The following is a 24,804-nucleotide window of genomic DNA, read 5'->3' on the forward strand; positions in this document are numbered from 1 at the left end:
GCTCGCGCACCTCACTCCCCAGCGGATCCGGACGCCTACGGTGCGTTGGATCCGAGGATGGACGGTACCCGGACAGGCGGCGTGAGGCATCCCCCCAACGACCGCCCCAGGCCGGAAGGACGACGTGGGGTCATCCTTTCGGATGACCTACCGTCGGCCTGAGTGCAAGATCGGCAACGGTCCGCGACCAGACCGCCCCGAACGGACCGACGAGCCCGACCCATCGGCCCGCACTACGCACCTGAACGTCGTCCTCGCCGGTGCCGAGGAAACCCATCCGGACCAGGCCCTGCACCAGCCGCTGCGACACCTCCACCGGGGCGCGTGGCGCCTCGTCCGGGGTCACCACCACGGCGACGTGGTCCAGCAGCGCATCCCGGAGCACCCGCTGCCCGACCGCGCGGCCCGCCACGCCGTGCACGGCGGCCTCGCGCAGCGTCCCGGCCGCCGCCTCCGCGATCCGGCGCACCTCGGCGCCGGGCAGCGCCTCCACGGCCCGGCTCGCGGCCGGTGGGAGCTGCCACCGCCAGCCGTCGTCCCGGCGTACCGGAAGAGACGTCCCCCCGGCGGAGAGTTCGGCAAGCAGCTCCCCCGCCGCCACAGTGACGTCGGCGGGGGCAGTGCCGGGCACGGTACGGACCACGAGCACCCCCCACGGCAGACGCGCCCAGAGGGCGGTACGGCCCGTGTCCGGCACCGGCCGCAGCCGGACCACTGTGGCCGGGTCGAACCGGACCAGCCGGGCCAGGAAGGCCCCGGCGTCGGCCGTCCCGGTCAACCCGTGCCCGGTCATCCGGTCAGCCCCGGCGCGTAGCGGAGCAGGAACGCCCGCTCCTCCGGCGAGATCCGGCGCGGGCGCTGCGTCGTCAGGTCGAACGGCACCAGCAGCGACCGGGCGCTGCCGGCCAGCGTGTCGCCGTCGTACAGCTCGTACGCGACCGAGAAGGAGGCGGCCCGGATCTGGTCCACCCACAGCTCGATCCGCACCGCCGGCGCGGCCTCCGCGCTGGCCCGGCCGAGCGCGTAGTCGACCGGGCGCAGGTAGTCGACCTCGTGCCGGCGGATGACCACACCGTCGGCGAACGAGCCCACCCCCCACGCCCGGCCGCCGGCGAACATCATCGCCACCCGGGCCTCCTCATAGAGCGTGAGGAAGCGGGCGTTGTTGACGTGGCCGTACGCGTCCAGGTCGGACCAGCGCAACGCGCAGTGGTAGACGAAGCGGTCAGTCACGGGTGAGCTTGCGGTAGGTCACCCGGTGCGGCCGGGCCGCCTCGGCGCCGAGCCGGTCGACCTTGTTCTTCTCGTACGCCTCGAAGTTGCCCTCGAACCAGAACCACTTGGCCGGGTTCTGGTCGTCGCCCTCCCAGGCCAGGATGTGCGTGGCGACCCGGTCCAGGAACATCCGGTCGTGGGAGATCACCACGGCGCAGCCGGGGAACTCCAGCAGCGCGTTCTCCAGGCTGGACAGCGTCTCCACGTCCAGGTCGTTCGTCGGCTCGTCGAGCAGGATCACGTTGCCGCCGATCTTGAGCGTCAGCGCCAGGTTGAGCCGGTTGCGCTCGCCGCCGGAGAGCACCTTCGTCGGCTTCTGCTGATCCGGGCCCTTGAAGCCGAACGCGGCGATGTACGCCCGGGACGGCATCTCGACCTTGCCCACCATGAGGTGGTCCAGCCCGTCGGAGACGACCTCCCAGACGGTCTTGTCGCCGTCCAGGCCCTGCCGGTTCTGGTCGACGTACGACAGCGAGACCGTCTCGCCGACCCGGACCGAGCCGCTTGTCGGCTGCTCCAGCCCGACGATGGTCTTGAACAGCGTGGTCTTGCCGACGCCGTTCGGGCCGATGATGCCGACGATGCCGTTGCGGGGCAGCGAGAACGACAGGTTGTCGATCAGCACCCGGTCACCGAACGCCTTGGTCAGGTTCTGCGCCTCGATGACCGTGTTGCCCAGGCGCGGGCCCGGCGGGATCTGGATCTCCTCGAAGTCCAGCTTCCGGGTCTTCTCCGCCTCGGCGGCCATCTCGTCGTAGCGGTCCAGACGGGCCTTGGACTTGGTCTGCCGCGCCTTGGCGTTCGAGCGGACCCACTCCAGTTCCTCGGAGAGGCGCTTCTTCATCTTGGCGTCGCGGCGGCCCTCGACGGAGAGCCGGGCGGCCTTCTTCTCCAGGTAGGTGGAGTAGTTGCCCTCGTACGGGTAGGCCCGGCCGCGGTCCAGCTCCAGGATCCAGTTGGCCACGTTGTCCAGGAAGTACCGGTCGTGGGTGATCGCCAGGACGGTGCCGGCGTACTTGGCCAGGTGCTGCTCCAGCCACTGCACGCTCTCCGCGTCCAGGTGGTTGGTGGGCTCGTCGAGCAGCAGCAGGTCCGGCGCCTCCAGCAGCAGCTTGCACAGCGCGACCCGGCGGCGCTCACCACCGGAGAGCTGGGTGACGTCGGCGTCCGGCGGCGGGCAGCGCAGCGCGTCCATGGCGAGTTCGAGCTTGGAGTCGATGTCCCACGCGTCGGCGGCGTCCAGCTCCTCCTGGAGCTTGCCCATCTCCTCCATCAGCTCGTCGGAGTAGTCGGTGGCCATCTGCTCGGCGATGGCGTTGAACCGCTCCAGCTTGGCCTTGGTCTCGGCGACCGCCTCCTCGACGTTGCCGAGGACCGTCTTCTCCTCGTTGAGCGGCGGCTCCTGGGCGAGCATGCCGACGGAGTAGCCGGGCATGAGCCGGGCCTCGCCGTTGCTCGGCCGGTCCAGCCCTGCCATGATCTTGAGGAGGCTGGACTTACCGGCGCCGTTCGGACCGACCACCCCGATCTTGACACCCGGCAGGAAGTTCAGCGTCACGTTGTCGAGCACGACCTTGTCGCCGTGCGCCTTGCGCGCCTTGTCCAGGACGTAGATGAACTGGGCCACGGTGCGGGCTACCTCCGTCGGTTGCGATCGCGGGCTTGTCGGGTGCGGGGCGCGGCGCCGATCTGCGCCAGCCGCCGCCGGCCGGGAGCCGGCCGCACGCCGCCGTCAATCCTGACAGGTACGGACCGCCACGCCCACATCACCCCACCCCAGGGGTACGGCGGCGTGCCTCGTTGCAGCCCTCGGTACTACTCATTACCGTCGACAGTATGACCAAGAAGATCGCCATCAGCGTCCCCGACGACGTGGCCGAACGACTGGCCCAGGAGCAGAACGTCTCCGCATTCGTCACCGAGAGCGTGCGGCAGCGGATGGCGGGAGAGCGCACCCGGCGCGCGCTCCGGCAGGTCGGCTTCCGGCTGTCCGACGGCGGGCTCGCCGACGCGGGCCACGCGCTCGACGAGGCCCAGGCGAAGATCACCCCAGAACTGCGCGCCCGGGCGGCCGAGTTGCTGAGCGAGTCGTCGCGTGGACGGCTGACCCGTGACTGACCCCGGGCTGGTGCTCGACACCGCCTGCCTGCTGGCCTACTCGGACGGCACCGAGGCGGTCGGGGAGCAGATCGCGTCGGTCGCGGACCGGGGACAGACGGTGATCGTGCCGGCGCTGTGTCTTGCCGAGGCGTACCGGCAGGTGGCCGTGGACGGCTGGCGCCTGCTGGACATCCTCGGCGATCTCGACCACGTGGTCGTCACCCCTGTTGCGCACGACATGTGCATGTTCCTCGGCGGCTGGTCACGCACGCTCCTCAGCATGGACCTCGCCCAGGTGGCGCTGGAGGCCGCGCGGGCCGCCACGCCAATCATGAGCGACCGGCGGGAACTGCTCGGTGAGGTGCTGCCCAAGGAGTGGCCGATCATCGACCTCTGAACCGCCGGTGTCGACAAGATCACGCGATGGATTCGGCGGTTCTGGGACGGGTAGGTAACTCCGGCACGGGGGATCAGAAGCCGCGGCTACGCTCAGTACGCTCATCGCGGTGGACCCGTCAGTACCCGGAGGTAGCCGATCGTGACCGTCCGTAGCTCCTTTGTCGTAGTGGCCAACCGCCTGCCGGTCGACGAGGTGAGCACACCCGAGGGGCGGCAGTGGCGACGCAGCCCCGGCGGGCTGGTCACCGCGCTGCACCCGGTCCTCGCCGAGCACCAGGGCACCTGGGTGGGGTGGGCTGGCGGCACCGGCGCCGCGCCTGAGCCGTTCGACCTGGAGGGCATCCGGCTGCACCCGGTGCCGCTGAGCGCCGAGGAGCTGGAGCGCTACTACGAGGGCCAGTCGAACGCGACGATCTGGCCGCTCTACCACGACGCGGTGGAGACGCCCGCCTACAAGCGGCGCTGGCGCGAGGCGTACCGGCTGGTGAACGCCCGGTTCGCGGAGGCCGCGGCGGACGTGGCCGCCGAGGGCGCCACCGTCTGGGTCCAGGACTACCAGCTCCAGCTCGTGCCGGCGATGCTCCGCGAGCTGCGGCCGGACCTGCGGATCGGCTTCTTCCTGCACATCCCGTTCCCGCCGATCGAGCTGTTCATGCAGATGCCGTTCCGCACCGAGATCCTGCGTGGACTGCTCGGCGCGGACCTGGTCGGCTTCCAGCAGCGGCTGGCGGCGCAGAACTTCGTCCGGCTGGCCCGGCATCTGCTCGGCCTGCGCTACGAGGGCCAGATGATCCAGGTCGACGGCCGGCAGGTGAAGGCGGGCGCGTTCCCCATCTCGATCGACACGAAGGAGATGGAGCGGCTGGCCGAGGACCCGGCGATCCAGGCCCGCGCGAAGCAGATCCGCGAGGAGCTGGGCAACCCGAAGACGATCATCCTGGGGGTCGACCGGCTCGACTACACCAAGGGCATCGAACTCCGCCTCAAGGCCTTCCGCGAACTTCTTGCTGACGGAAAGTTGACAGTTCCCGACGCGGTTATGGTGCAGGTCGCCACGCCCAGCCGCGAGCGGGTGGAGCACTACCAGGCACTTCGGGTGAAGGTGGAACGCGAGGTAGGCCGGATCAATGGTGAATTCGGCCGGGTCGGCGTGCCTGCAGTGCATTACCTGCATCAGTCGTACAGTCGCTCCGAACTGGCCGCGATGTACGTCGCGGCCGACGTGATGATGGTGACCCCGCTGCGAGACGGAATGAATCTGGTGGCCAAGGAGTACGTCGCATCGCGCGCCGACCAGGGCGGCGCGCTCGTGCTCAGTGAGTTCGCCGGCGCCGCTACAGAGCTGCGCCAGGCGTTCCTGTGTAATCCGCACGACCCGGACGCGGTGAAGGACGCGTTGCTACGGGCCGTGCACGTCGAGAAGCCCGAAGCCCGCCGCCGGATGCGCGTCATGCAGCGCCATCTGCGCAGCCACGACGTGGGCCACTGGGCCAAGTCGTTCCTCAGCGAGCTCGGCGTCCCCGATACGGAGGCTGCGTGACCCCGCCCGCCACCGCCGCCGCCCACGGCGGCGTGCTGGATCCAGAGCTGCGCGCGGCCATCGGCCGCATCGCCCGGGTTCCGCAACTCCTGGTCGCCTGCGACTACGACGGCACGTTGGCGCCGATCGTCGAGGACCCCAGCAAGGCCGTGCCGCTGCCCGAGTCGGTGGCGGCCGTACGCGCGCTCGCCGCGCTGCCGCAGACGAGCGTCGCCGTCGTCTCCGGTCGCGCCCTGCGCGACCTGGCCACACTCTCCCGGCTGCCGAGCGAGGTGCACCTGGTCGGCAGCCACGGCTCGGAGTTCGACATCGGCTTCGTCGAGCGGCTCAGCCCCGAGCTGATCGCGGCCCGGCACCGGCTCCGCGAGGCGCTGCGCGAGATCGCCGCCGAGCACCCGGGCATCCGCCTGGAGCGCAAGCCGGCGAGCGTGGCGGTGCACACCCGCGGCGTCGACCCGCACGTCGCCGCCCGGGCCGTCGAGGCGGTCCGCAGTGGCCCCGCGACCTGGGAGGGCGTGACTGTCACCCAGGGCAAGGAGGTCATCGAGCTGTCGGTGGTGGTCACGAACAAGGGCACCGCCGTCGACCAGCTCCGCACCCAGCTCGCCGCGAGCGCGGTCCTGTTCATCGGCGACGACGTCACCGACGAGAACGCGTTCGGCAACCTGACCGGCCCGGACGTCGGCATCAAGATCGGTCCCGGGGAGACCCGCGCCGACTACCGGGTGTCCGAGCCGATCGAGGCGGCCCGCGCGCTGGGTCTGCTGCTGGAGACACGGCGGCACTGGCTGTTCGGCGAGCGGGCGGTGCCGATCGAGCGGCACTCGATGCTCGCCAACGGCCGTACCGTCGCGCTGGTCACGCCGGAAGCCAAGATCACCTGGCTGTGCCACCCGAAGCCCGACTCGGCGGCGATCTTCGCCGACCTGGTCGGCGGCAGCCCGGCCGGGCACTTCACTGTCGGTCCGGAGCGCGGCGGCATCCCGCTGGGACAGCGCTACCGCAGCAACACGATGACTGTCGAGACCCGCTGGTCCGGCCTCACCGTGACCGACTGGCTCGACCTGCCGGCGCGGGAGACCACGCCGGACGACCCGGCCGTGGTCAGCGGCGACTCCACACTCGTCCGGGTGCTCAGCGGCACCGGGCGGGCCCGGATCGAGTTCGCGCCGCGTCCCGAGTTCGGTCAGGTGGCGGTGCAGCTCCAGCCGCTCGACGACGGGCTGCTGGTGCTCGGCTCCAACGAGCCGGTCGCGCTGCACTCCCCCGGCGTCGAGTGGGAGGTCACGAGCGACGCCGGGTACGAGACCGCGAAGGCGGTGGTCGACCTGTCGGCGGCCGGCGGCCAGGTGGTGCTGGAGCTGCGCTTCGGCACGCAGAGCCTGGAACCGCACCGGCTGCCGGTGCACGAGCGGCAGGCCGCCGCCGAGCAGCCCTGGAAGGACTGGGTGGCCTCGCTGCGCCTGCCGGCCACCGCCCGGGACCTGGTCGCCCGCAGCGCGCTGACGCTGCGGGGGCTCTGCCACGAGCCGACCGGCTCGATCCTCGCCGCGGCCACCACGTCGCTGCCGGAGGAGCTGGGCGGTGTCCGCAACTGGGACTACCGCTACTGCTGGCTGCGGGATGCCGCGATGACCGCACGGGCGCTTGTCGACCTCGGCTCGACCGAGGAGGCCGAAGGGCTGCTGCGCTGGATCGACGGCGTGGTCGAGCGCACCGGCGGGCACCCGGAGCGGCTGCACCCGCTCTACACCGTGGACGGCTTCGAGCTGGGCGCCGAGGCGGTCATCGACACGCTGCCCGGCTACGCCGGCTCCCGGCCGGTACGCGTCGGCAACCTCGCCAACCACCAGCTCCAGCTCGACGTCTTCGGCCCGGTCGCGGACCTGATCGCGGCGGTGGCCGACGCCCGGGGCTCGATCCGCGAGGACGAGTCGCGGGTGCTGGAGAACATGGTCGAGGCGGTACGCCGCCGCTGGCACGAGCCCGACCACGGCATCTGGGAGGCCCGCCTCCCCCCACGGCACCACGTCTTCTCCAAGGTCATGCTCTGGATGACTGTGGACCGGGCGTTGCACGTCGTGCGGCAGCACGGCGGCGAGGACCGGCCGGAGTGGGTCGAGCTGCGCGACCGGATCGCCGCGAACGTGCTGGAGCACGGCTGGCACCCGGAGGCCGAGGCGTACAGCGTCGCCTACGGCTACGAGGAGATGGACGCCTCGTCGCTGTGGATCGGCATCTCCGGGCTGCTCGCCGGCGACGATCCGCGCTTCCTCTCCACCGTGCTCAAGATCGAGGCGGAGTTGCGCAGCGGCCCGGTCGTCTACCGGTACCACTGGGACGACGGCCTGCCCGGCCGGGAGGGCGGCTTCCACATCTGCACGTCGTGGCTGATCGAGGCGTACCTGCGCACCGGCCGCCGCAGCGATGCCGAGGAGCTGTTCACCCAGATGGTCGACACGGCCGGGCCGACCGGGCTGCTCCCGGAGCAGTACGACCCGCTGGCCGAGCGCGGGCTGGGCAACCACCCGCAGGCGTACAGCCACCTCGGCCTGGTCCGCTGCGCCCTGCTGCTGGACAACATGCTCAAGCAGTGACCTGACCGAAGCACCAGGACGGCGGCGGGAGACCCAACGGTCCCCCGCCGCCGTCCCCGTTCCACCCCACCCCGGCCGCCGGGCCCACCCCGGCCCGGCCCGGCCCGGCGATCTTGCACTTGCTGCCCCGGCGAAAGGGCTGTAACGGGCACCGAGCGGGCACCAAGTGCAAGATCGGCGCCATCGGGCGGGGCGGGGTCGGGCGAGAGCGCGCGGGTCGGGCGAGGGAGCGCGGGCGGGTCAGGCGGGGGTGCCGGGGGTCAGGGCGTGGACGACGTCGCCCAGCACCACGATCGCGGGTGGGCGCAGGGCGGCGGCCTCGACGTCGGCCGCGACAGTGGCGAGCGTGGAGCGCAGCGTGCGCTGGCCCGCTGTGGTGCCCTCCTGGATCACCGCGGCGGGAGTCTGCGCCGGTTTGCCGTGCGCGATGAGTGTGGCACTGATCGCGGCGAGGTTCTTCAGGCCCATCAGGATCACCAGCGTGCCGCGCAGCCCGGCCAGGGCGTCCCAGCGCACAAGCGACGCGGGCGCGTCGGGGGCGAGGTGCCCGGAGACCACCGTGAACTCGTGCGCCACGCCCCGGTGGGTCACCGGCACGCCGGCCACCTCGGGCACCGCGATGGCGCTCGTCACGCCGGGCACCACTGTCACCGGTACGCCCGCCTCGGCGCAGGCGAGCAGTTCCTCGCCGCCACGCCCGAAGACGTACGGGTCGCCGCCCTTGAGCCGTACCACCACCTTGCCGGCCCGGGCCCGGTCGACCAGGATCCGGTTGATCTCCTCCTGGGCACGCGACGGCCCGTACGGGATCTTGGAGGCGTCGACCAGCTCGACGTCCGGCCGCAGTTCGTCCAGGAGCAGGCCGGGCACGAGCCGGTCGGCGACGACCACCTCGGCCTCGGTGAGCAGCCGCCACCCCTTCACGGTGATCAGCTCCGGGTCGCCCGGCCCGGCGCCGACCAGCGCGACGCGGCCGCCGGTGTTAACAGGGGTCCCTTCCTCTACCGCAGGCGTTAACGGGGGGCCCTTCCTTGCGAGCAACTCGCGGACGGCGTCGCGGACGGCCATCGCTCGGCGGGGGTCGCCGCCGCCGAGGACCGCCACGGTGACCGGGCCGTGCCGGGTCACCGCAGGGGTCCACGCGCTCGCCGCCGACCTGTCGTCGGCGCGGACGCAGAAGATCCGCCGCTCGGCCGCCGCGGCGCTGACCGACGCGGCGGCGGCCCGGTCGTCCACCGCCACCTGGACCAGCCACGCGCCGTCCAGGTCGCCGGGGACGAACCGGCGCGGCTCCCAGTGCAGCCGCCCGGCGTCGACGTGCGCGCGCAGCGCCGGGGTCAGCTCGGGCGACACCAGCAGCACGTCCGCGCCGGCGTCGAGCAGCGCCGGCACCCGCCGGGTGGCGACCGCTCCCCCGCCCACGACGACCACGCGCCGCCCGTCCAGCCGCAACCCCAGGGGGTACGGGCTGGGCGGCGTCGGCCCTGTCACTTCTCCGCCACCCCGGCGGAGTCGAACGTGGCGACCTCGTGCAGGACCCGGACCGCGCCGGTGACCACCGGCAGGGCGAGCAGCGCCCCGGTGCCCTCGCCGAGCCGCAGCCCCAGGTCGATCAGCGGCTCCAGCCCGAGGTGCCGCAGCGCCGCCGTGGCGCCCGGCTCGGCGCTGCGGTGCCCGGCGACCATGGCGCCCACGGCGTCCGGCGCGAACGCGGCGGCGGCGAGCGCGGCGCTGACCGCGATCACGCCGTCGAGCAGCACCGGCACCCGCCGGGCGGCGGCGCCGAGGATCAGGCCGGCCAGCGCGGCGTGCTCCAGCCCGCCGACCGCCGCGAGCACGCCCAGCGGGTCGGCCGGGTCGGGCTCGTGCCGGGCCAGCGCGGCCCGCACCACCGCCACCTTGCGGGCGTACGTCTCGTCGTCGACCCCGGTGCCCCGGCCGGTGGCCGCCTCCGCGTCCACGCCGGAGAACGCGGCGATGAGCGTGGCCGACGGGGTGGTGTTGCCGATGCCCATGTCGCCCGTGAGCAGGATGCCCGCCCCGGCGTCGATCAGCTCACCGGCGACCCGGATGCCGGTCTCGACAGCCGCGCGGGCCTCGTCAGGGGTCAGCGCGGCGGTGACCGTCATGTCCCGGGTGCCGGGGCGGATGTTCGCCGGCACCAGGCGCGGCCCGGCCGGGTCGGCGGACTCGGCGCCGGGGATCGGGGTGGCCACGCCGACGTCCACCACCGTGACCGAGGCGCCGGCCTGGCGGGCGAACGCGTTGACCACCGCGCCGCCGGCCAGGAAGTTGGCGATCATCTGGGCGGTGACCTCCTGCGGCCACGGGGTCACGCCCTGGGCGTGCACGCCGTGGTCACCCGCGAAGATCGCCACCGCGGCGGGCTCGGGCAGCGGCGGCGGGCAGGCGCCGGCCAGCCCGGCGAGGCGTACCGAGAGCGGTTCCAGGGCGCCGAGCGAGCCGGCGGGCTTGGTCAGCCGCCCCTGCAACTCGCGGGCCGCCGCCATGGCGGCCTCGTCCAGCGGCCGGATCGCCGCGACTGTGGGCTCCAGCATCATGCCTCCAGGATCCGTGCCAGCGTCTCGATGAACGCGTCTGTGGTGCCCCGGTCGCGTACGGCGATCCGGAGCCAGTCCGGGCCGAGCCCGGGGAAGGTGTCGCCCCGGCGTACCGCCCAGCCGTGAGCGCGCAGCCGCTCGCGTACCTCGGCGGCGCCGGCCGTGTGGATCAGCACGAAGGCGGCGGCGGGGCGGCCCGCCACGCGTACCCCCGGCAGGCCGGACAGGCGGGCCACCAGGTGGTCGCGGTCGGCGGCGAGTTCGGCGGCGATGGCGCGTTCGGCCGCGACGGCGGCCGGCGCGGCGCAGGCGGTGGCGGCGGCGAGCGCCGGGGTGGAGACCGCCCAGAGCGGCTGCGCGGCGGCGAACCGGGCCAGCAGCGCGGCGTCGCCGAGCAGGTAGCCGATCCGCAGCCCGGCCAGGCCCCAGGTCTTGGTGAGGCTGCGCACCACCACGAGGCCGGGCAGGTCGCGGCGGCCGGCGAGCGATTCGGGCTCGCCGTCGACTCCGGGTGCGGCAGTGGTGTCGGCGAACGCCTCGTCGACCACGAGCACCCGGCCGGGGCGGGCCAGCGCGGCGATCGCGCCCGCCGGGTGCAGTACCGAGGTCGGGTTCGTCGGGTTGCCGATCATGACCAGGTCGGCGTCGTCCGGGACGCGGGCCGGGTCCAGGCGGAAGCCGTCGGCCGGGTCGAGCAGCACCCGGTCCACCCGGTGCCCGGCGGCCCGCAGCGCGGCCTCCGGCTCGGTGAACTGCGGGTGCACCACCACCGGGTGGCGGACGCCGGAGAGCGCGCGGGCGATCAGGACGAAGCCCTCGGCGGCCCCGGCGGTGAGGAGTACCTCCTCCGGGGGTCGCCCGTGCCGGTGAGCGACGGCGGCGCGGGCGGGCGCCGGGTCCGGGTACGCGGCCAGGCCGCCCAGGGCCGCGGTGATCGGGTCGGCCAGCCAGTCCGGCATCGGGGCGCGGCGCACGTTCACCGCGAGGTCCACCAGGCCGTCGGTGGCCTCGGCGTCCCCGTGGTGGCCCAGGTCGGGCTCGTCGAGCGCGGCGGCGCTCCCGGTCGGTGGTGCGGGCATGTCCGCGATCCTGCCGGGTAGCCGCCGCCCGGGACAGCGCATCCCGGCGTGGGTCGCGTCACGGTCCGCCGGTTTATGAGTTCTTCTCATTTCCGAATCGGAAATGTCATAGCTTGACCCCGTGAGCAGTCGTTCCCTTGCTTCCGCAGGCCGTCTCGTTCCCCTACTCCGCGCCGGGCTGATCGCCGGCATCGTGGTCGCCGCCGCCCTCTATCCGCTGGTCGCCGTCACCGGCCTCGGGGCCAAGGCCACCGCGCACGCGGTGGAACAGAAGACGAACATCCTCAAGACCGCGTTGCCGGCCGAGACCTCGTACGTCTACGCGCCGGACGGCAAGACGGTGCTGACCATGTTCTACGAGGAGTACCGGCAGTACACCAAGATCGAGAACATGTCGCCGAACGTCCAGCAGGCGATCGTCGCCGCCGAGGACAACCGCTTCTACCAGCACCACGGCGTCGACCCGAAGGGCGTGGCGCGTGCCTTCGTCTCCAACGCCCAGTCCGGCGGCGTGTCCCAGGGCGCGTCGACGATCACCATGCAGTACGTGCGGATGGCGCTGCGGGACAGCGCGACCACGCCCAAGGAGGTCCAGGAGGCCACCCAGCAGACCAGCCTGCGCAAGGTCAAGGAGATGCGCATGGCGCTGGACATCGAGAAGCAACTGAGCAAGGAACAGATCCTGGAGCGCTACCTCAACTCGGCCTACTTCGGCCACCGCGCGTACGGGATCTACGCCGCCTCGCAGATCTTCTTCTCCAAGACCCCTGCGACGCTCAGCCCGGTCGAGGCGGCCACGCTGGCCGGGCTGGTGAAATCGCCGTCGGAGTACGACCCGATCACCTCCGACCAGAAGGACGCCACCGGCCGGCGCAACTACGTGCTGGACAACATGGCCCGCCTCGGCTACCTGTCGCCGGACGCCGCAGCCGAGGCCAAGAGCCAGCCGATCAAGCTGAAGCTGACCGACCCGCCGAACGACTGCGCCGCGATCGACGGCGGCCACCGCAGCTGGGGCTTCTACTGCGACTACCTCAAGAACTGGTGGAGCGCCCAGCCCGCGTTCGGCGAGAACCGGCTGGAACGGATGGACAAGCTGCGTCGCGGCGGCTACCGGATCGTGCTCGCGCTCGACCCGAAGACGCAGGAGGCGGCGGAGAAGAACGTCGGCGCCAAGGACAACACCGGCAGCCCGTTCGCCAACGGGATCGTGGTCGCCGAGCCCGGCACCGGGCGGATCAAGGCGATGGCGGTGAACCGGAACTACTCGCTCGACCTGGCCGAGAACCCGAACAGCTCGAACCCGGAGGCCGGGCCGAAGGTCAAGGCGAACTATCCGAACACGGTGGCGCCGCTGCTCGGCGGCGGGACGCTCCCGGGCTACCAGGCCGGTTCGACGTTCAAGATGTTCCCGATGCTCGCCGCGCTCAACGCGGGAATGCCGCTGTCCACCGCGTACGACTCGCCGTACACGTACAAGTCGGCCGTCTACGACGGGTGGGCGCCGTCGAACGCCAGCGGCGCGATGACCGGGCGGCAGACCATGTGGTCCGGCTTCGGCAAGTCGGTGAACACGTACTTCGTCCAGCTGGAGGAGAAGATCGGCGCGGACGCCGGGGTGCGCCTGGCCGAGCAACTGGGGCTGCGCTGGCGTACCGACGTGGACAAGGAGCAGGCGTCGCCGGGCAAGGCGAAGAAGTGGGGCGCGTTCACGCTCGGCGTCTCCGACGCCACCCCGCTGGAGATGGCGAACGCGTACGCGGCCATCGCCGCCGACGGGCGCTACTGCGAGGCCATCCCGGTCAACGCGATCATGAACCGGGACGGCACTCCGGCCACGTACACCACGCCGGGCGGGGTGCAGCGGGAGGTGGCCAAACCGCGATGCCGGCAGGTGGTGAACGCCGACGCGGCCCGGGCCGCCACCGACGCGGCCCGGTGCCCGACCGGCGACACCCCGGCCAAGGGGAGCTGCGGCGGCTGGTCGACGGCCGACAGCGTGCGGGGTACGGTCGGCCGCCCGGTCGCCGGCAAGACGGGTACGACGGACAGCACCCGGTCGGCGTGGTTCGTCGGCTACACGCCGGAGCTGGCGGCGGCGAGCTTCATCGCCGACCCGGACAATCCGTTCAACGCGGTGGGCGACGGGCAGTCCCAGATCCCGGTGAACGCGGTGGCGCAGACCCTGCGGGACTCCCTCAAGGGCCAGCCCACCCGCCAGTTCACCCCACCCTCAGACCAGATAGTCGGCTGACCACCCCGTCCCGCCCCACCACCCTGTTCCGCCCGGGGGTGCGCCCGGGTAGTTGATCAAGGAGTTTGCGTCAGGGATCGCGCGATCCGCCGACGCGAACTCCTTGATCGACGTTGCGAAGGATGGGCGGCGAGGCTCAGCGGAGGTCGGCGGCTACGAAGGACCAGAGCTCCAGGTCCACCCGGGCGCCACGGACGAAGCCGGCGTTGCGCAGCAGGCCCTCGTAGCTGAACCCGGCCTTCTCGGCGACCCGCCGGGACGCCACGTTGCCAGCCGCCACCCGCAGCTCCACCCGCTGGAACCCGTGCTCCAGGATCAGCGCGACGGCCACCGCGTCCACCGCCTCGACCGCCAGGCCGTAGCCCCGGGCATGCGGCGCGATCGCGTACGACAGCTCGGTGAGCCGGGCACCCCAGTCGGTACGCCGGGCCCAGAGCGAGCCGACCACCCGCTGGTCCTCCCGGCGGACCACCGCCCAGTGGTCGCCGTCGCCGCTGTCCCGCCGCTGCCGGGCCAGCTCGGTGCACCACGCCTGCCCGTCGATCTGCCCGGACGCCTCGGCCAGCGGCAGCCAGCGCTGCGTCTGCCGGTCGGCGAACACCTCGTCGACCGCCTCCGCGTCCGCGGCGGTCAGGTGCCGCACCTCGATGCGCGGGGTGGAGACGGTCAGCGCCGGGAAGCGGCGTACCGCCACCTGTCCGATCACGCCGACGCCCCCGCCGGGGCCAGCGCGGCGGCCACCAGCCGGGCCGCGATGCCCGGATGCGCGGCCCAGTGCGGCACGAGCTGCGAGGCGTGCACCGCCTGCCGGACGAAGCCCTCCGGGTTGCCGCCCTCCCAGCGCCACGCCGGCCGGTCACCGGCGCGCGGGGTCAGCACGGCGGCGTGCTGCTTGTGCCCGGTCACCGTCGTACCGGCCGCCGCCACCACGCTGCCGGTGACCGCGGTGGCCGTGCGGTAGCCGACCACCAGGCCGTCCCGGACCGTGCCGACCGCGTCGAGCACCCCGCACATGGGCAGGCCGTCCAGCTCCCGGGCCAGCCAGAGCAGACCGGCCCCCTCGGCGATCACCGGGCGGCCGGAGCGGGCCAGCTCGGCCACCGCGATGCAGAGGCGGCGGTTGGCGGAGAGCTGATCCGCGTACGTCTCGGGCAGCCCGCCGCCGGCGACGAGCGCGCGGGCCCCGGCGGGCAGCGCCTCGTCGCGCAACGGATCGAACGTGACCACCTCGGCTCCGGCGGCGCGCAGCAGCTCGGCGGTCTCGGGGTGGCTGTAGGCGCCGGCCGGTCCGCCGGCCAGCGCCACCACCGGGCGCTCCCCCGGCACCGACGGGCCGTCGGCCGGCTCCGGCGACCACGGCTCGACGGTGAGCGCGGGGGCGGAGCGAGCCAGCGCCAGCAGCCGGTCGAGGTCGACTGTCGCGGCCACCGCCTCACCGAGGCGGCGTACGCCGCGTTCGGCCTCGGCGTCGGCGCGCACCACCGGCCCGGTGCCGTACCGGCGGGCGGGCAGCACCGGGGGCAGTTCGTGCCGGCGCAACGCACCGTAGACCGGGACGCCCACGTCGTCGAGCGCCTCGCGCAGCAGCGCCTCGTGCCGGGGCGAGGCCACCCGGTTGAGGATCACGCCGCCCAGCCACAGCTCGTCGTCGTACGCCCGGAAGCCGTGCACCAGTGCGGCCACCGACTGCCCCATCGCGGCCACGTCCACCACCAGCACCACCGGGCTGCGCAGCGCGGTGGCGACGGCCGCCGTCGACTCGCTCTCCGGGCGACCGGCGACCGAGTCGTAGAGGCCCATCGTGCCCTGCACCAGCGCGAACTCGGTGTCGGCGGCGCCGTACGCGAACAGGGGCGCGACCCGCTCCGGGCCGACCAGTCGCGGGTCCAGCGTGCGCCCGGCGCGGCCGGCGGCGAGCCCCAGGTACGCCGCGTCCACCTGGTCCGGCCCGACCTTGAACCCGGCCACCGGAAGCCCCCGGTCGGTGAGCGCCGCGAGCAGGCCGAGGGAGACGGCGCCGGTGCCGTGCCCCGAGGAGGGCGCACTCAGCACGACGCGCGGCACGTCGGTCATCATCGACTCCTGATGTGGGTGGTTTCCGCCCGCGTGACCATACCCGTCCGCTCCCGCGCGCGAGAGCCGCGCACACCACCCTTTCTCCCTGGCTGCGGCGAGTGGCTCCGCTCATACGGGTAGCCTTGGCCAACGTGTACCGGTTCCTGCTGACCCCGCGCTGGCTCGGCTACCTCGCGCTCACGCTCGTCGCCGCGACGGTGATGGTGTTCCTGGGCAACTGGCAGCTCGACCGCTACCGGGGCCGGACGGCGGTCAACGAGCGCATCGACGCCGGGGCCACCATGACGCCCGCGCCGCTGCGCGACGCGCTCCCCGCGCCCAGCGGCGGCGCCGATGACGTCGGTCCCGCCCCGTCGGAGCAGGTCACCTGGAGCCGGGTCACCGCCACCGGCCGGTACGACAGCGCGAACGTCATCCTGATCCGCGGCCGGACCGTCGACAACAAGGTCGGCTTCGAGGTGCTCACCCCGCTGGTGCTGGCCGACGGCAGCGCGGTCCTCGTCGACCGCGGCTGGATCCCGCCCGCCCCGGGCGCCGCGGCGACCGTCCAGCCGCAGGTGCCGGCGGCGCCGACCGGCGAGGTGACGGTGACCGGCCGGGTCGTCGGCAGCGAGAGCGGCGGCGGCGCGGTCGCCCGGCGCGACGGCAAGCTGGAGGCCCGGCGCATCGACATCCCCCGCCTGGCCCAGCAGCTTCCCTACCCGGTGAGCGGCGGCTACGTGCTACTCGACGGGCAGACCCCGGCCGCCGACCCGGCCTTCCAGGCGGTCCAGATCGGCCACACGAACAACTGGCAGAACTTCGGCTACGTCTGGCAGTGGTGGATCTTCGCGGTGATGAGCCTGTTCGGCTACGGCTGGGTCGCCCGCCGGGAGGCCCGCCGCCTCGCCGGACTGGACAAGCCGGGCGAGCCGGTGGACCGGGCCGCCGAGCCGGCCGCCCCCACCTGCGCCTGACGACGTCCGCCCTCCCGGTGGGCACACCGGACGGCGGGGACGTTGTAAGGTCCGCGGATGATCGTCAATCGTGGGGGTCGCGGTGACCTCTGACTCCACGACGCCCCCGGCCGCCGAGCCGCCCGCGTACGACCCGTGGTCGGCCATGCCGCCGGCCGTCGCGCCGCCCACCGAGCAGTTCCCGGTGGTAGCCGTGCCGGACGCACCTGTCACCCCCGCGCCCACCGCGCAGTTCCCCGCCGCGCCGCAGTCCTCCGCGCCACCCGCACCGTTCTCCGGCCCACCGGCGACCGCCCAGTTCTCCGCGCCGCCGGCCCAGTTCTCCGCGCCACCGGCCCAGTTCTCCGCGCCACCGGTGCCGCCGGCCGGGGCGGTCGCACCGCACCACGGGCCGTACCCGCCGGGCGGGCCGGTGCCGCCCGCGCAGTCGGCGGTCGCCGTGCAGATCGCCGAGATCGTGGTGACGCCGCCGGTCATCCGTACCCCGGCCGGTGTGCTGCCGCTCGCCGGCGCCTCCTGGTACGTGACCGACTACTGGCAGCGGGAGGAGAAGATCGCTCCCTGGGCGATCGTCGCCGCGATCCTCGGCTTCTTCTGCCTGACCGTGTTCAGCCTCCTGTTCCTGCTGATCAAGGAGACGCGGCACTACGGCACCGTGCAGGTGACGGTGAGCAGCGGCGGTCACCAGTACGTCGCGCGGATCCCGGTGGCCGACCAGTTCCAGGTGCAGCAGATCAACAACCAGGTCAACTACGCCCGGTCGCTGTCGGCCGGCTGAGTCGTCAGCCGGTGACCCGGCCGGCGTGGATGGCGCGGACCGCGTCGATGGTGTCCGCCTCGGCGGCGGTCTTGTCGTCGCGGTAACGCAGCACGCGGGCGAAGCGCAACGCCATGCCGCCCGGGTAGCGGCTGCTGGTCTGCACCCCGTCGAACGCGATCTCGACGACCTGCTCCGGCCGGACCCGCACCACCCAGTCGCCCTTCTCCACGGCGAGCGACAGGAACCGCTCGGTCTGCCAGCGCAGCAGCTCGTCGGTGAGGCCCTTGAACGTCTTGCCGAGCATGACGAACTCGCCGGTACGCGGATCGCGTGCGCCCAGGTGCAGGTTGGACAGCCACCCCTCCCGCCGGCCGCTGCCCCACTCGACCGCGAGGACCACCAGGTCGAGCGTGTGCCGCGGCTTCACCTTGACCCAGGCCGAGCCGCGCCGGCCCGCGTCGTAGGGGGCGGCCGGGTCCTTGACCACCACGCCTTCCTGACCGGCGTCGACCGCCGCGGCGAACGCGGTGGCGGCCTGCGCCACGTCGTCCACCTCGACCCGGTCGACGAGCAGCGAGGCGTCGACCGCGCCGGCCAGGGCCGCCCACCGCTCCCGCCCCGGCGCGTCGATCAGGTCGGCGCCGTCGATGTGCAGCAGGTCGAAGAAGTACGGCGTGAGCACCGGCTCGCCGGTGCGCTCGGCGGCGGCCAGCACGGCCGGCGCGACAGGCGCCTGCCCGGTGGTGCTGGGCGTGGTGCGCCGGGCCGCCCGGCTGGACGTCTCCTGAAACGGCAGCGGCCGGCCGGCGGCGTCCAGCCCGATCGCCTCACCGTCGAGCACCAGCTCGCGGGCGGGCAGCGCGCGGACGGCGGCCACCACCTGGGGCAGCCGGCCGGTGACCTCGTCGAGGCTGCGGGTGAAGACGGCGATGTCCGCTCCGGAGCGGTGCACCTGGATGCGGATGCCGTCGAGCTTGACGTCGACCACCGCCGGCACGCCGGTGGCGGTGAGCGCCTCGTCGACAGAGGGGGCGCTCTGCGCGAGCATCGGCGCGAGCGGCCGGCCCACCTGGAGCCCGAACCCGGCCAGCGCGTCGGCGCCGCCGGTGAGCGCCGCGACCGCCACCGCCCGAAGGTCACCGGCGAGCAGCAGGGCCCGCCGGACGGCGGTGAGCGGCACGTCGGCGGCGCGCGCGACCGCGTCGGTCAGCAGCCCGGCCTGCGCGCCCTGGCGCAACTCGCCCCGGAACAGGCCTGTCAGCAGGCGCTGCTCGTCGGCGGTGGCGGCGGCGAAGAGACGGCCGACCAGTTCCCGCCGCCGGGCCTGCGAGCCGGATCCGGCGACGCGGGAGATCTCCTCGATCGCCGCGTCCACGGCGGCGACGGTGAGCGTCGGCTCGGCGGCCGGCGGGGGCAGGTCACGCAGGCCCGCCCAGCCGACACCGGTCTGGCGCTGGCGCAGCTCGCCGGCGAGGTAACCGGCGCCGGCCGGGATCTCGCCCGGCTCCAGCCCGCGCAGCGCGGCGGCCAGCAGCTCCACCTTGGCCCGACGGCCACTGGTGGCGCCGACCGCGGCCGAGGTGGCCGCCAGCTCCGCGAAACGCACGTCCACATCCTGCCAGCCGCCTGTGACATCGGGGCGGATCCGGCGACCCGGCACACCGCAGGGGTGCGCCGGGCCGCCGAATCATCGGGCCGCCGAATCGCCGGGCCGCCGCCGGGTCGACGTGTCGCCGGGGCCGATGTGTCGCCGGGCCGGCGGTCAGGCCGAGACGGGTTCCTCGATGCGCAGGCCGCGCCCGCGCACGCCCTCGGCGACCCGGGTGAGCAGCGCGTCGAGCGTGACCAGGGCGGCGGAGAGCTCGCCGATCTGTTCGTTGAGCGTGTCCTCGGACCACGCGGAGACGTCGACGTCCCCCAGAGCACGGACGGCGGCCTGAAGCCGCTCGATCTCGTCGTTCGTACGCATGTTCGAAAGGCTATAACACCCCGCCCGCCGACACACCACAAACTCCGACATCGGCCCCGAAGTTACGGTTTCGACACCTCAGGCGCGGTTTCCGACCTCGGCCACCCGGGCCAGCAGCAGCGCCTCGGCCAGGCACACCCGGGCGAACTCGCCGAGGTGCAGGCTCTCGTTCGGCCCGTGCGCCCGCGCGTGCGGGTCCTCCACACCGGTCACCAGGATCGCGGCCCGGGGGAACATCTCCTGGAACGTGGCGATGAACGGGATCGACCCGCCCACCCCGATGTCGACCGGGTCGGTGCCGTCCCAGGCCGTGCGGAACGCCGACCGGGCCGCGTCGAACATCGGCCCGGAGGCGTCGATGACGCACGGCGCGCCGTCGTGCTCGAACGTCACCGACACCTGTGCGCCCCAGGGCGCGTGCCGCTCCAGGTGCGCGGTCAGCGCCGCGTACGCCTTCTTCGGGTCGTCGCCCGGCGCCAGCCGTACGCTCAGCTTCGCCTTCGCGGACGGCACCAGCGCGTTCGGCGCCTCGCCGGTGGACGGCGCGTCCACGCCGAGGATCGCCAGCGCCGGCTTGGTCCAGAGCCGGTCGGTGATCCGGCCGGTGCCGAGCAGCTTGGCACCTTCTACCAGGCCGGCCTCGGCGCGGAACCGGTCCTCCGGGTAGTCGACGCTGGCGCCCTCCCGGCCGACCAGCCCCTCCACCGCGACGTCGCCGGCCTCGTCGTGCAGCGTGCCGAGCAGCTTCACCAGCGCGGTGAGCGCGTCCGGCACGGCACCGCCGAACATGCCGCTGTGCACCGCGTGGTCGAGCGTGCGCACCTCCACGAAGCAGTTGACGATGCCGCGCAGCGAGGTGGTCAGCGCCGGCACGCCGACATCCCAGTTGGTGGAGTCGGCGATGACGATGACGTCCGAGGCCAGGTCGTCACGGTGCTCGGCGAGCAGCCGCTCCAGCGAGTCCGAGCCGTACTCCTCCTCGCCCTCGATGAACAGCACCACGCCGACCGGGAGCCGGTCGCCGAACGCGCGCAGCGCGGCGACGTGCGCCATGATGCCGGCCTTGTCGTCGGCGGCGCCCCGGCCGTAGAGGCGGCCGTCGCGCTCCACCGGCTCGAACGGGTCCGACTCCCACAGCGACAGGTCGCCGACCGGCTGCACGTCGTGGTGCGCGTACATGAGCACGGTGGGTGCGCCGGGCGGGGCCGCCTTGATGCCGATCACCGCGGGCTGGCCGCCGGACCGGACGATCCGCGTGTCGAGGCCGCAGCCGCGCAGCAGCTCCGCCACCGCCTCGGCGGAACGCTCCACGTGCGAGTGGTCGAAGCCCTCGAAGGCGATGCCCGGGATGCGGACGAGTCGCTCGAGGTCGGCGCGGACGCCGGGGAGTTCCCGCTCGACGGCGGCCCGCACCTCGGACTCGGAGAGGATCGGAGTGGTCATGACCGGAATCGTATGCTGGCCTTACCCCGTCACGTCGCCCGAGCCCGATCGCCGACCCACGCGCACGTAGTAGCGGTCCGCGTCGTGCGGCAGGTCCGGGGCACCGTCGACGACCAGGTCCACCGCCGAGGCGGTGCCGTCGGCGGCGAAGTGCGCCCGCTCCCCCGCGTGCCAGCGCCGCAGCTCCGGCAGGATCCGCGCGCCGTCGCGGGCCAGCGCCCGCCGCAACCGCAGTTCGGCCGGTGCGGTGACGAGCACCGACAGCGTCAGCTCGGGGCGTACCACGGCACGGGCGGCACTCACCCCCTCGACGATCAGCACCGGTGCGGCCGGCACCGGCACCACCCGGTCCAGGAAACGGCGGCGCACCCAGCTGTAGCGGCGGTAGCCGCCCGGCCGCCCCGCCCGCACCGGGCCGAGCACCTGCTCCTCCAGCCGGTTCCAGAACGTGAGCTGGTCGTCCCAGCCGTCGAGCAGGTCGTCGGTGTGCACGAGCGGCGGGCGGGGGGTGCCCGCCCGCTCCGCGAGGGCGTCCGCGAGGCGCGTCGCGAACACGCTCTTGCCCGCGCCGCTCGGCCCGTCGACGGCGACCAGCCGGGTACGCCCCAACCGCGCCGGACCGGCAAGCACCCGGCGGGCCAACCCGGCGTACGCCCCGATCACCGCCACGTTCACCCGACCGACGCTAACGTTCCCCCGTCCGCTGGAACCTGCGACCCGGGCGGACCGTTTCGCCGAGCGGCGGCTCGGCCCGCTGGGCATCATCGGGGGGTGCTCCATGACGTGATGTGTCCGGGCGTCGACGCCCTTCTGGAACAGGCCCGCGCCGGTCTCCGCCGGCTCACTCCGCACGAGACCGTCGAGGCGGTCCGTGGCGGCGCGCTGCTTATCGACACGCGTACCGAGGCGCAGCGCCGCGAGGAGGGTGAGCTGCCCGGCGCGATCGTCATCGACCGCACGGTGCTGGAGTGGCGGCTCGACCCGGCCAGCGCGTGGCGCATCCCGGAGGCCACCGGGTACGACCGCGAGATCATCGTGGTGTGCCGGGAGGGCTACAGCTCCAGCCTGGCCGCCGCCAGCCTCCAGACGCTGGGTCTGCGGCAGGCCACCGACATGGTCGGCGGGGTGCGGGGCTGGCGGGAGGCCGGGCTGCCGATGTCCGACCGCCCGGCCGACGTGCGCTACTGAGCCGTCGCGGCGGCCGCCCTCCGACGCTCTACGCCGGTGGCGCGCCGGGTGGCACGAACGGCAGCCCGGGCGGTGGCCCGGACTCGATCAGCCGCCACAGCGCGTCCGTGTCGAGGTGTTCCTCGACCAGATCGCCGAGCAGGTCCAGCGTCCGCTCCCGGGCCGCCGCGAAGGACGTGTCCGGCGCGACCTTGAACCCGGTCCGTCCGGCCGCCTCCGCGACCTCGGTGAGGAACCCGCGGCGGAACGCGTCCGACGAGAAGGCGCCGTGCCAGTGTGTGCCGTACACGGTGCCGAGGCGGGCACCCTCGCCGGTGCCGTCGGCGTAGCGCAGCAGCGGCGCCAGCCCCGGGTCGGCGGCCGAGACACGGCCGTGGTGGATCTCGTAGCCGTGCACCGGCACGTCTCCGGAGGCGGTGCCCTCGGCCCGGCGTACCGTCTTGCGCGGCTCGAAGGTGATCTCGACGGGCAGCAGCCCGAGGCCGGGCACGCTGCCCCGGCGGCTCTCCACCGGGTCGTGGATCGCCCGGCCCAGCATCTGGAAGCCGCCGCAGATGCCGAGCAGCGGCCGTCCGGCGGCGGCGTGCGTCAGCACCGCGTCGGCCAGGCCGGTCTCCCGCAGCCACTCCAGGTCGGCGACAGTCGACTTGGTGCCGGGGAGCACCACCAGGTCGGCGGCGGCCAGTTCGGCCGGTTCGACGGTGAGGCGTACCCGCACACCAGGCTCCGTGGCGAGGGCCTCGACGTCGGTGGCGTTGCTGATCCGGGGTAGCCGCACCACGGCGACGTCGAGCCAGTCGGTGCCCCGGGGCGCGGCCGGGCGGCCGAGCACGCGCCCGTACGCGAGCGAGTCCTCCGCGTCCAGCCACAGGTCGAGTGCCCAGGGCACCACCCCGTACGCCGGGCGGCCGGTGACCCGGCGCAGCATGTCCAGCCCCGGCTGGAGCAGACCACGGTCGCCGCGGAACTTGTTCACCACGAACCCGGCCACCAGCGCCTGGTCGGCCGCGTCGAGCAACGCGACGGTGCCGAACATCGAGGCGAACACCCCGCCCCGGTCGATGTCGCCGACCACGATCGCGGGCAGCCCGGCCTGCCGCGCCAGCCCCATGTTGACGTAGTCGCCGTCGCGCAGGTTGATCTCGGCGGGGCTGCCCGCGCCCTCGCAGATCACCACGTCGTACTCGGCCCGCAGCTCGGCCAGCGCCGCGTACGCGGTGGTGGCCAGCCGGGCCCGTACCTCCTGGTAGTTGCCGGCGGTGACCGTGCCGACCGCCTCGCCGAGCAGCACCACCTGGCTGGCGTGGTCGCTGCCCGGCTTGAGCAGCACCGGGTTGAAGCGCAGATCGGCGTCGAGCCCGCAGGCTGCGGCCTGCATCGCCTGGGCCCGGCCCAGTTCCCCGCCGCGGCCGTCCGGGCCGACCACCACCGCGGAGTTGTTCGACATGTTCTGCGCCTTGAACGGGGCGACCCGGACACCCCGGCGGCGCAGCCAGCGGCAGATGCCGGCGGTGAGCACGCTCTTGCCGGCGTCGGAGGTGGTGCCGGCGACAAGCAGCCCGCCGCTCACCGCGCGCTCCCCCGGCCTGAGCCACGGGCCGCTCGGGTGACGGCGCCGAGCGCGGCCCGCCCGGCGGCCCCGGCCACCCGGCCGACTGTCACCGGGTAGAGCGCGGCCAGGCCGAGCGCGGCCGCACCCACCGCGCCGGAGATGCGGGCGGCCCGCTTCAGGTGCCGCGCGTCGGGGCGTGGCCCGTCACCGAGGAACGGGCGGGTCTCGGCGCGGCCGAAGTAGACGTTGCGTCCGCCGAGCCGTACGCCGAGCGCGCCCGCCATGGCCGCCTCGCACTGGCCGGCGTTCGGGCTCGGGTGGTCGGCCCGGTCCCGCCGCCACACGTGCCAGGCGGTGGCGCGGTTCCCGTTCGCCACCGGCGCGACGGCCACCGTGAGCACCCCGGTCAGCCGGGACGGCACCAGGTTCAGCGCGTCGTCCAGCCGGGCCGCGGGCGTGCCGAAGCGGGCGTACCGGGGCGAGCGGTGCCCGACCATCGCGTCGAGCGTGTTCGCCGCCCGGTAGCCGAGCAGGCCGGGCAGGCCCGCGACCGCGCCCCAGACCAGCGGGGCGACAACGGCGTCCGAGGTGTTCTCGGCGACCGACTCGACGGTGGCGCGGGCGAGCTCGGGCTCGTCGAGGGTGGACGGGTCACGCCCGCAGAGGTTACCCAGACGGGCCCGGGCGGCGGGCAGGTCGGCCCGGCCCAGCGCCCGCGCCATCACCCGGGACTCGCGCCGCAGCGTGCGCCCGCCGAGCACCGTCCAGGTGCCGGCGGCCACCAGCGCGGCCCGCGCGACCGGATGGCGCCGGGTCGCCAGCGCGGCGGCGGTGCCGAGCAGGACCGGCCCGCCGACCGCCAGCGCGGTGAACGCGGCGCCGGCCGCCCGGTCGGGGCGGTAGAGCCGCCGCTCCAGCGCGCCGGCCGCGCGGCCGAAGCCGGCCACCGGATGCCACCGTCGGGGGTCACCGAGCAGGGCGTCGAGCGCGTAGCCCGCCACCAACCCGGTCGCGTTCGCCATGGCGGTCGCCTGCCGCACCCGTCACCACCTCCG

At 73.9% G+C, this 24,804-nt stretch carries 20 protein-coding genes and 2 pseudogenes; 8 read left to right on the forward strand and 14 right to left on the reverse strand.

All coding sequences use genetic code 11. The features are described from left to right. Positions 1 to 130: 130 nt before the first annotated feature. The 3 genes from AB0B20_RS22930 to ettA are packed head-to-tail and all read right to left on the reverse strand — an operon-like array spanning position 131 to position 2,902. Entirely contained in the window at positions 131 to 793 is a 663-nt protein-coding gene (locus tag AB0B20_RS22930; protein ID WP_357473266.1) for a hypothetical protein, read from the reverse strand. Continuing rightward, on the reverse strand, positions 790 to 1,233 hold the full coding sequence (locus tag AB0B20_RS22935; RefSeq protein ID WP_357473269.1) for a thioesterase family protein: 444 nt from the start codon (positions 1,231 to 1,233) through the stop codon (positions 790 to 792). Before AB0B20_RS22935 ends, AB0B20_RS22930 begins: the two co-directional genes overlap by 4 nt. Further along, complete coding sequence (ettA, locus tag AB0B20_RS22940; RefSeq protein WP_357386286.1) at positions 1,226 to 2,902, reverse strand: energy-dependent translational throttle protein EttA; 1,677 nt, start codon at positions 2,900 to 2,902, stop codon at positions 1,226 to 1,228. Before ettA ends, AB0B20_RS22935 begins: the two co-directional genes overlap by 8 nt. A gap of 209 nt (positions 2,903 to 3,111) precedes the next feature. Between ettA and AB0B20_RS22945 the strand changes: the two genes are divergently transcribed. The 4 genes from AB0B20_RS22945 (at position 3,112) to otsB (ending at position 7,911) form a co-directional block, all read left to right on the forward strand. Then, positions 3,112 to 3,393 (forward strand): hypothetical protein, encoded by a 282-nt coding sequence (locus tag AB0B20_RS22945; protein ID WP_052165697.1) that lies wholly within the window; start codon positions 3,112 to 3,114, stop codon positions 3,391 to 3,393. Further along, positions 3,386 to 3,772, forward strand: a complete 387-nt coding sequence (locus AB0B20_RS22950) for a hypothetical protein (RefSeq protein WP_357386284.1) — start codon at positions 3,386 to 3,388, stop codon at positions 3,770 to 3,772. Before AB0B20_RS22945 ends, AB0B20_RS22950 begins: the two co-directional genes overlap by 8 nt. A 141-nt stretch (positions 3,773 to 3,913) precedes the next feature. Then, positions 3,914 to 5,314: a trehalose-6-phosphate synthase gene (locus AB0B20_RS22955; RefSeq protein ID WP_013288079.1), complete on the forward strand. Its 1,401-nt coding sequence runs from the start codon at positions 3,914 to 3,916 to the stop codon at positions 5,312 to 5,314. Beyond that, positions 5,311 to 7,911 (forward strand): trehalose-phosphatase, encoded by a 2,601-nt coding sequence (otsB, locus tag AB0B20_RS22960; RefSeq protein ID WP_357473273.1) that lies wholly within the window; start codon positions 5,311 to 5,313, stop codon positions 7,909 to 7,911. The genes AB0B20_RS22955 and otsB overlap by 4 nt, the downstream gene beginning before the upstream one ends. A gap of 240 nt (positions 7,912 to 8,151) precedes the next feature. Here the strand turns inward: otsB and cobA are convergent, their stop codons facing one another. Genes cobA through cobC form a run of 3 tightly spaced genes read right to left on the reverse strand, consistent with a single transcriptional unit; the run spans position 8,152 to position 11,551 of the window. Continuing rightward, positions 8,152 to 9,402 carry a uroporphyrinogen-III C-methyltransferase gene (cobA, locus tag AB0B20_RS22965; RefSeq protein WP_357473276.1) on the reverse strand — a complete coding sequence of 417 codons (1,251 nt, stop codon included), beginning with the start codon at positions 9,400 to 9,402 and terminating at the stop codon, positions 8,152 to 8,154. Beyond that, positions 9,399 to 10,469 (reverse strand): nicotinate-nucleotide--dimethylbenzimidazole phosphoribosyltransferase, encoded by a 1,071-nt coding sequence (gene cobT / locus AB0B20_RS22970; RefSeq protein ID WP_357386380.1) that lies wholly within the window; start codon positions 10,467 to 10,469, stop codon positions 9,399 to 9,401. Before cobT ends, cobA begins: the two co-directional genes overlap by 4 nt. Then, the gene (gene cobC / locus AB0B20_RS22975; protein ID WP_357386277.1) at positions 10,469 to 11,551 is read right to left on the reverse strand and encodes an Rv2231c family pyridoxal phosphate-dependent protein CobC; all 1,083 of its coding nucleotides are present in this window, start codon (positions 11,549 to 11,551) and stop codon (positions 10,469 to 10,471) included. The genes cobT and cobC overlap by 1 nt, the downstream gene beginning before the upstream one ends. A 121-nt stretch (positions 11,552 to 11,672) precedes the next feature. Here cobC and AB0B20_RS22980 point away from each other — a divergent pair, with 121 nt between their 5' ends. Then, the gene (locus AB0B20_RS22980; protein WP_357386275.1) at positions 11,673 to 13,805 is read left to right on the forward strand and encodes a transglycosylase domain-containing protein; all 2,133 of its coding nucleotides are present in this window, start codon (positions 11,673 to 11,675) and stop codon (positions 13,803 to 13,805) included. Between the two features lie 136 nt (positions 13,806 to 13,941). Here the strand turns inward: AB0B20_RS22980 and AB0B20_RS22985 are convergent, their stop codons facing one another. After that, positions 13,942 to 14,511 carry a GNAT family protein gene (locus AB0B20_RS22985; protein WP_357386273.1) on the reverse strand — a complete coding sequence of 190 codons (570 nt, stop codon included), beginning with the start codon at positions 14,509 to 14,511 and terminating at the stop codon, positions 13,942 to 13,944. Next, entirely contained in the window at positions 14,508 to 15,878 is a 1,371-nt protein-coding gene (locus tag AB0B20_RS22990; RefSeq protein ID WP_357473279.1) for a cobyrinate a,c-diamide synthase, read from the reverse strand. Before AB0B20_RS22990 ends, AB0B20_RS22985 begins: the two co-directional genes overlap by 4 nt. Positions 15,879 to 16,012: 134 nt before the next feature. Between AB0B20_RS22990 and AB0B20_RS22995 the strand changes: the two genes are divergently transcribed. Continuing rightward, positions 16,013 to 16,837 (forward strand): SURF1 family protein, encoded by an 825-nt coding sequence (locus tag AB0B20_RS22995; protein WP_357473288.1) that lies wholly within the window; start codon positions 16,013 to 16,015, stop codon positions 16,835 to 16,837. Between the two features lie 82 nt (positions 16,838 to 16,919). Continuing rightward, positions 16,920 to 17,615 (forward strand): hypothetical protein, encoded by a 696-nt coding sequence (locus AB0B20_RS23000; RefSeq protein WP_357473291.1) that lies wholly within the window; start codon positions 16,920 to 16,922, stop codon positions 17,613 to 17,615. Between the two features lie 4 nt (positions 17,616 to 17,619). Here AB0B20_RS23000 and AB0B20_RS23005 read toward each other — a convergent pair whose 3' ends face one another. The 4 genes and pseudogenes from AB0B20_RS23005 to AB0B20_RS23020 form a co-directional block, all read right to left on the reverse strand. Further along, entirely contained in the window at positions 17,620 to 19,203 is a 1,584-nt protein-coding gene (locus AB0B20_RS23005) for an ATP-dependent DNA ligase (RefSeq protein WP_357386265.1), read from the reverse strand. A gap of 156 nt (positions 19,204 to 19,359) precedes the next feature. Beyond that, positions 19,360 to 19,566: a hypothetical protein gene (locus AB0B20_RS23010; protein ID WP_192580616.1), complete on the reverse strand. Its 207-nt coding sequence runs from the start codon at positions 19,564 to 19,566 to the stop codon at positions 19,360 to 19,362. 78 nt (positions 19,567 to 19,644) lie between these two features. Next, positions 19,645 to 21,009, reverse strand: coding sequence for a dipeptidase (locus AB0B20_RS23015; protein WP_357473294.1), 1,365 nt, complete (start codon positions 21,007 to 21,009; stop codon positions 19,645 to 19,647). Beyond that, a pseudogene (locus tag AB0B20_RS23020) lies at positions 20,987 to 21,861 on the reverse strand (hypothetical protein); the annotation flags it as partial. The pseudogene AB0B20_RS23020 and the gene AB0B20_RS23015, both read right to left, overlap by 23 nt. Between AB0B20_RS23020 and AB0B20_RS23025 the strand changes: the two are divergent. Continuing rightward, positions 21,796 to 22,197, forward strand: coding sequence for a rhodanese-like domain-containing protein (locus AB0B20_RS23025; RefSeq protein WP_357386378.1), 402 nt, complete (start codon positions 21,796 to 21,798; stop codon positions 22,195 to 22,197). The pseudogene AB0B20_RS23020 and the gene AB0B20_RS23025 sit on opposite strands and share 66 nt — an antisense overlap. Here the strand turns inward: AB0B20_RS23025 and AB0B20_RS23030 are convergent. Next, positions 22,096 to 23,767: pseudogene (locus AB0B20_RS23030) on the reverse strand (cobyric acid synthase); the annotation flags it as partial. The gene AB0B20_RS23025 and the pseudogene AB0B20_RS23030 overlap by 102 nt on opposite strands. Continuing rightward, positions 23,764 to 24,771: a cobalamin biosynthesis protein gene (locus AB0B20_RS23035; RefSeq protein ID WP_357473348.1), complete on the reverse strand. Its 1,008-nt coding sequence runs from the start codon at positions 24,769 to 24,771 to the stop codon at positions 23,764 to 23,766. The pseudogene AB0B20_RS23030 and the gene AB0B20_RS23035, both read right to left, overlap by 4 nt. Positions 24,772 to 24,804 lie beyond the last annotated feature (33 nt).

Origin of the sequence: Micromonospora sp. NPDC049151, from assembly GCF_040648395.1 — a bacterium.
In the GTDB taxonomy this organism is placed as follows: Bacteria; Actinomycetota; Actinomycetes; order Mycobacteriales; family Micromonosporaceae; genus Micromonospora.

What these genes read in the sequence shown, in the direction of transcription:
- AB0B20_RS22930 (WP_357473266.1), bottom strand. Translation starts at nt 793, where the DNA reads ATGACCGGGCACGGGTTGACCGGGACGGCCGACGCCGGGGCCTTCCTG.
- AB0B20_RS22945 (WP_052165697.1), top strand. Translation starts at nt 3,112, where the DNA reads ATGACCAAGAAGATCGCCATCAGCGTCCCCGACGACGTGGCCGAACGA.
- cobT (WP_357386380.1), bottom strand. Translation starts at nt 10,469, where the DNA reads ATGCTGGAGCCCACAGTCGCGGCGATCCGGCCGCTGGACGAGGCCGCC.
- cobC (WP_357386277.1), bottom strand. Translation starts at nt 11,551, where the DNA reads ATGCCCGCACCACCGACCGGGAGCGCCGCCGCGCTCGACGAGCCCGAC.
- AB0B20_RS22990 (WP_357473279.1), bottom strand. Translation starts at nt 15,878, where the DNA reads ATGACCGACGTGCCGCGCGTCGTGCTGAGTGCGCCCTCCTCGGGGCAC.
- AB0B20_RS23010 (WP_192580616.1), bottom strand. Translation starts at nt 19,566, where the DNA reads ATGCGTACGAACGACGAGATCGAGCGGCTTCAGGCCGCCGTCCGTGCT.
- AB0B20_RS23015 (WP_357473294.1), bottom strand. Translation starts at nt 21,009, where the DNA reads ATGACCACTCCGATCCTCTCCGAGTCCGAGGTGCGGGCCGCCGTCGAG.
- AB0B20_RS23025 (WP_357386378.1), top strand. Translation starts at nt 21,796, where the DNA reads ATGTGTCCGGGCGTCGACGCCCTTCTGGAACAGGCCCGCGCCGGTCTC.
- AB0B20_RS23035 (WP_357473348.1), bottom strand. Translation starts at nt 24,771, where the DNA reads ATGGCGAACGCGACCGGGTTGGTGGCGGGCTACGCGCTCGACGCCCTG.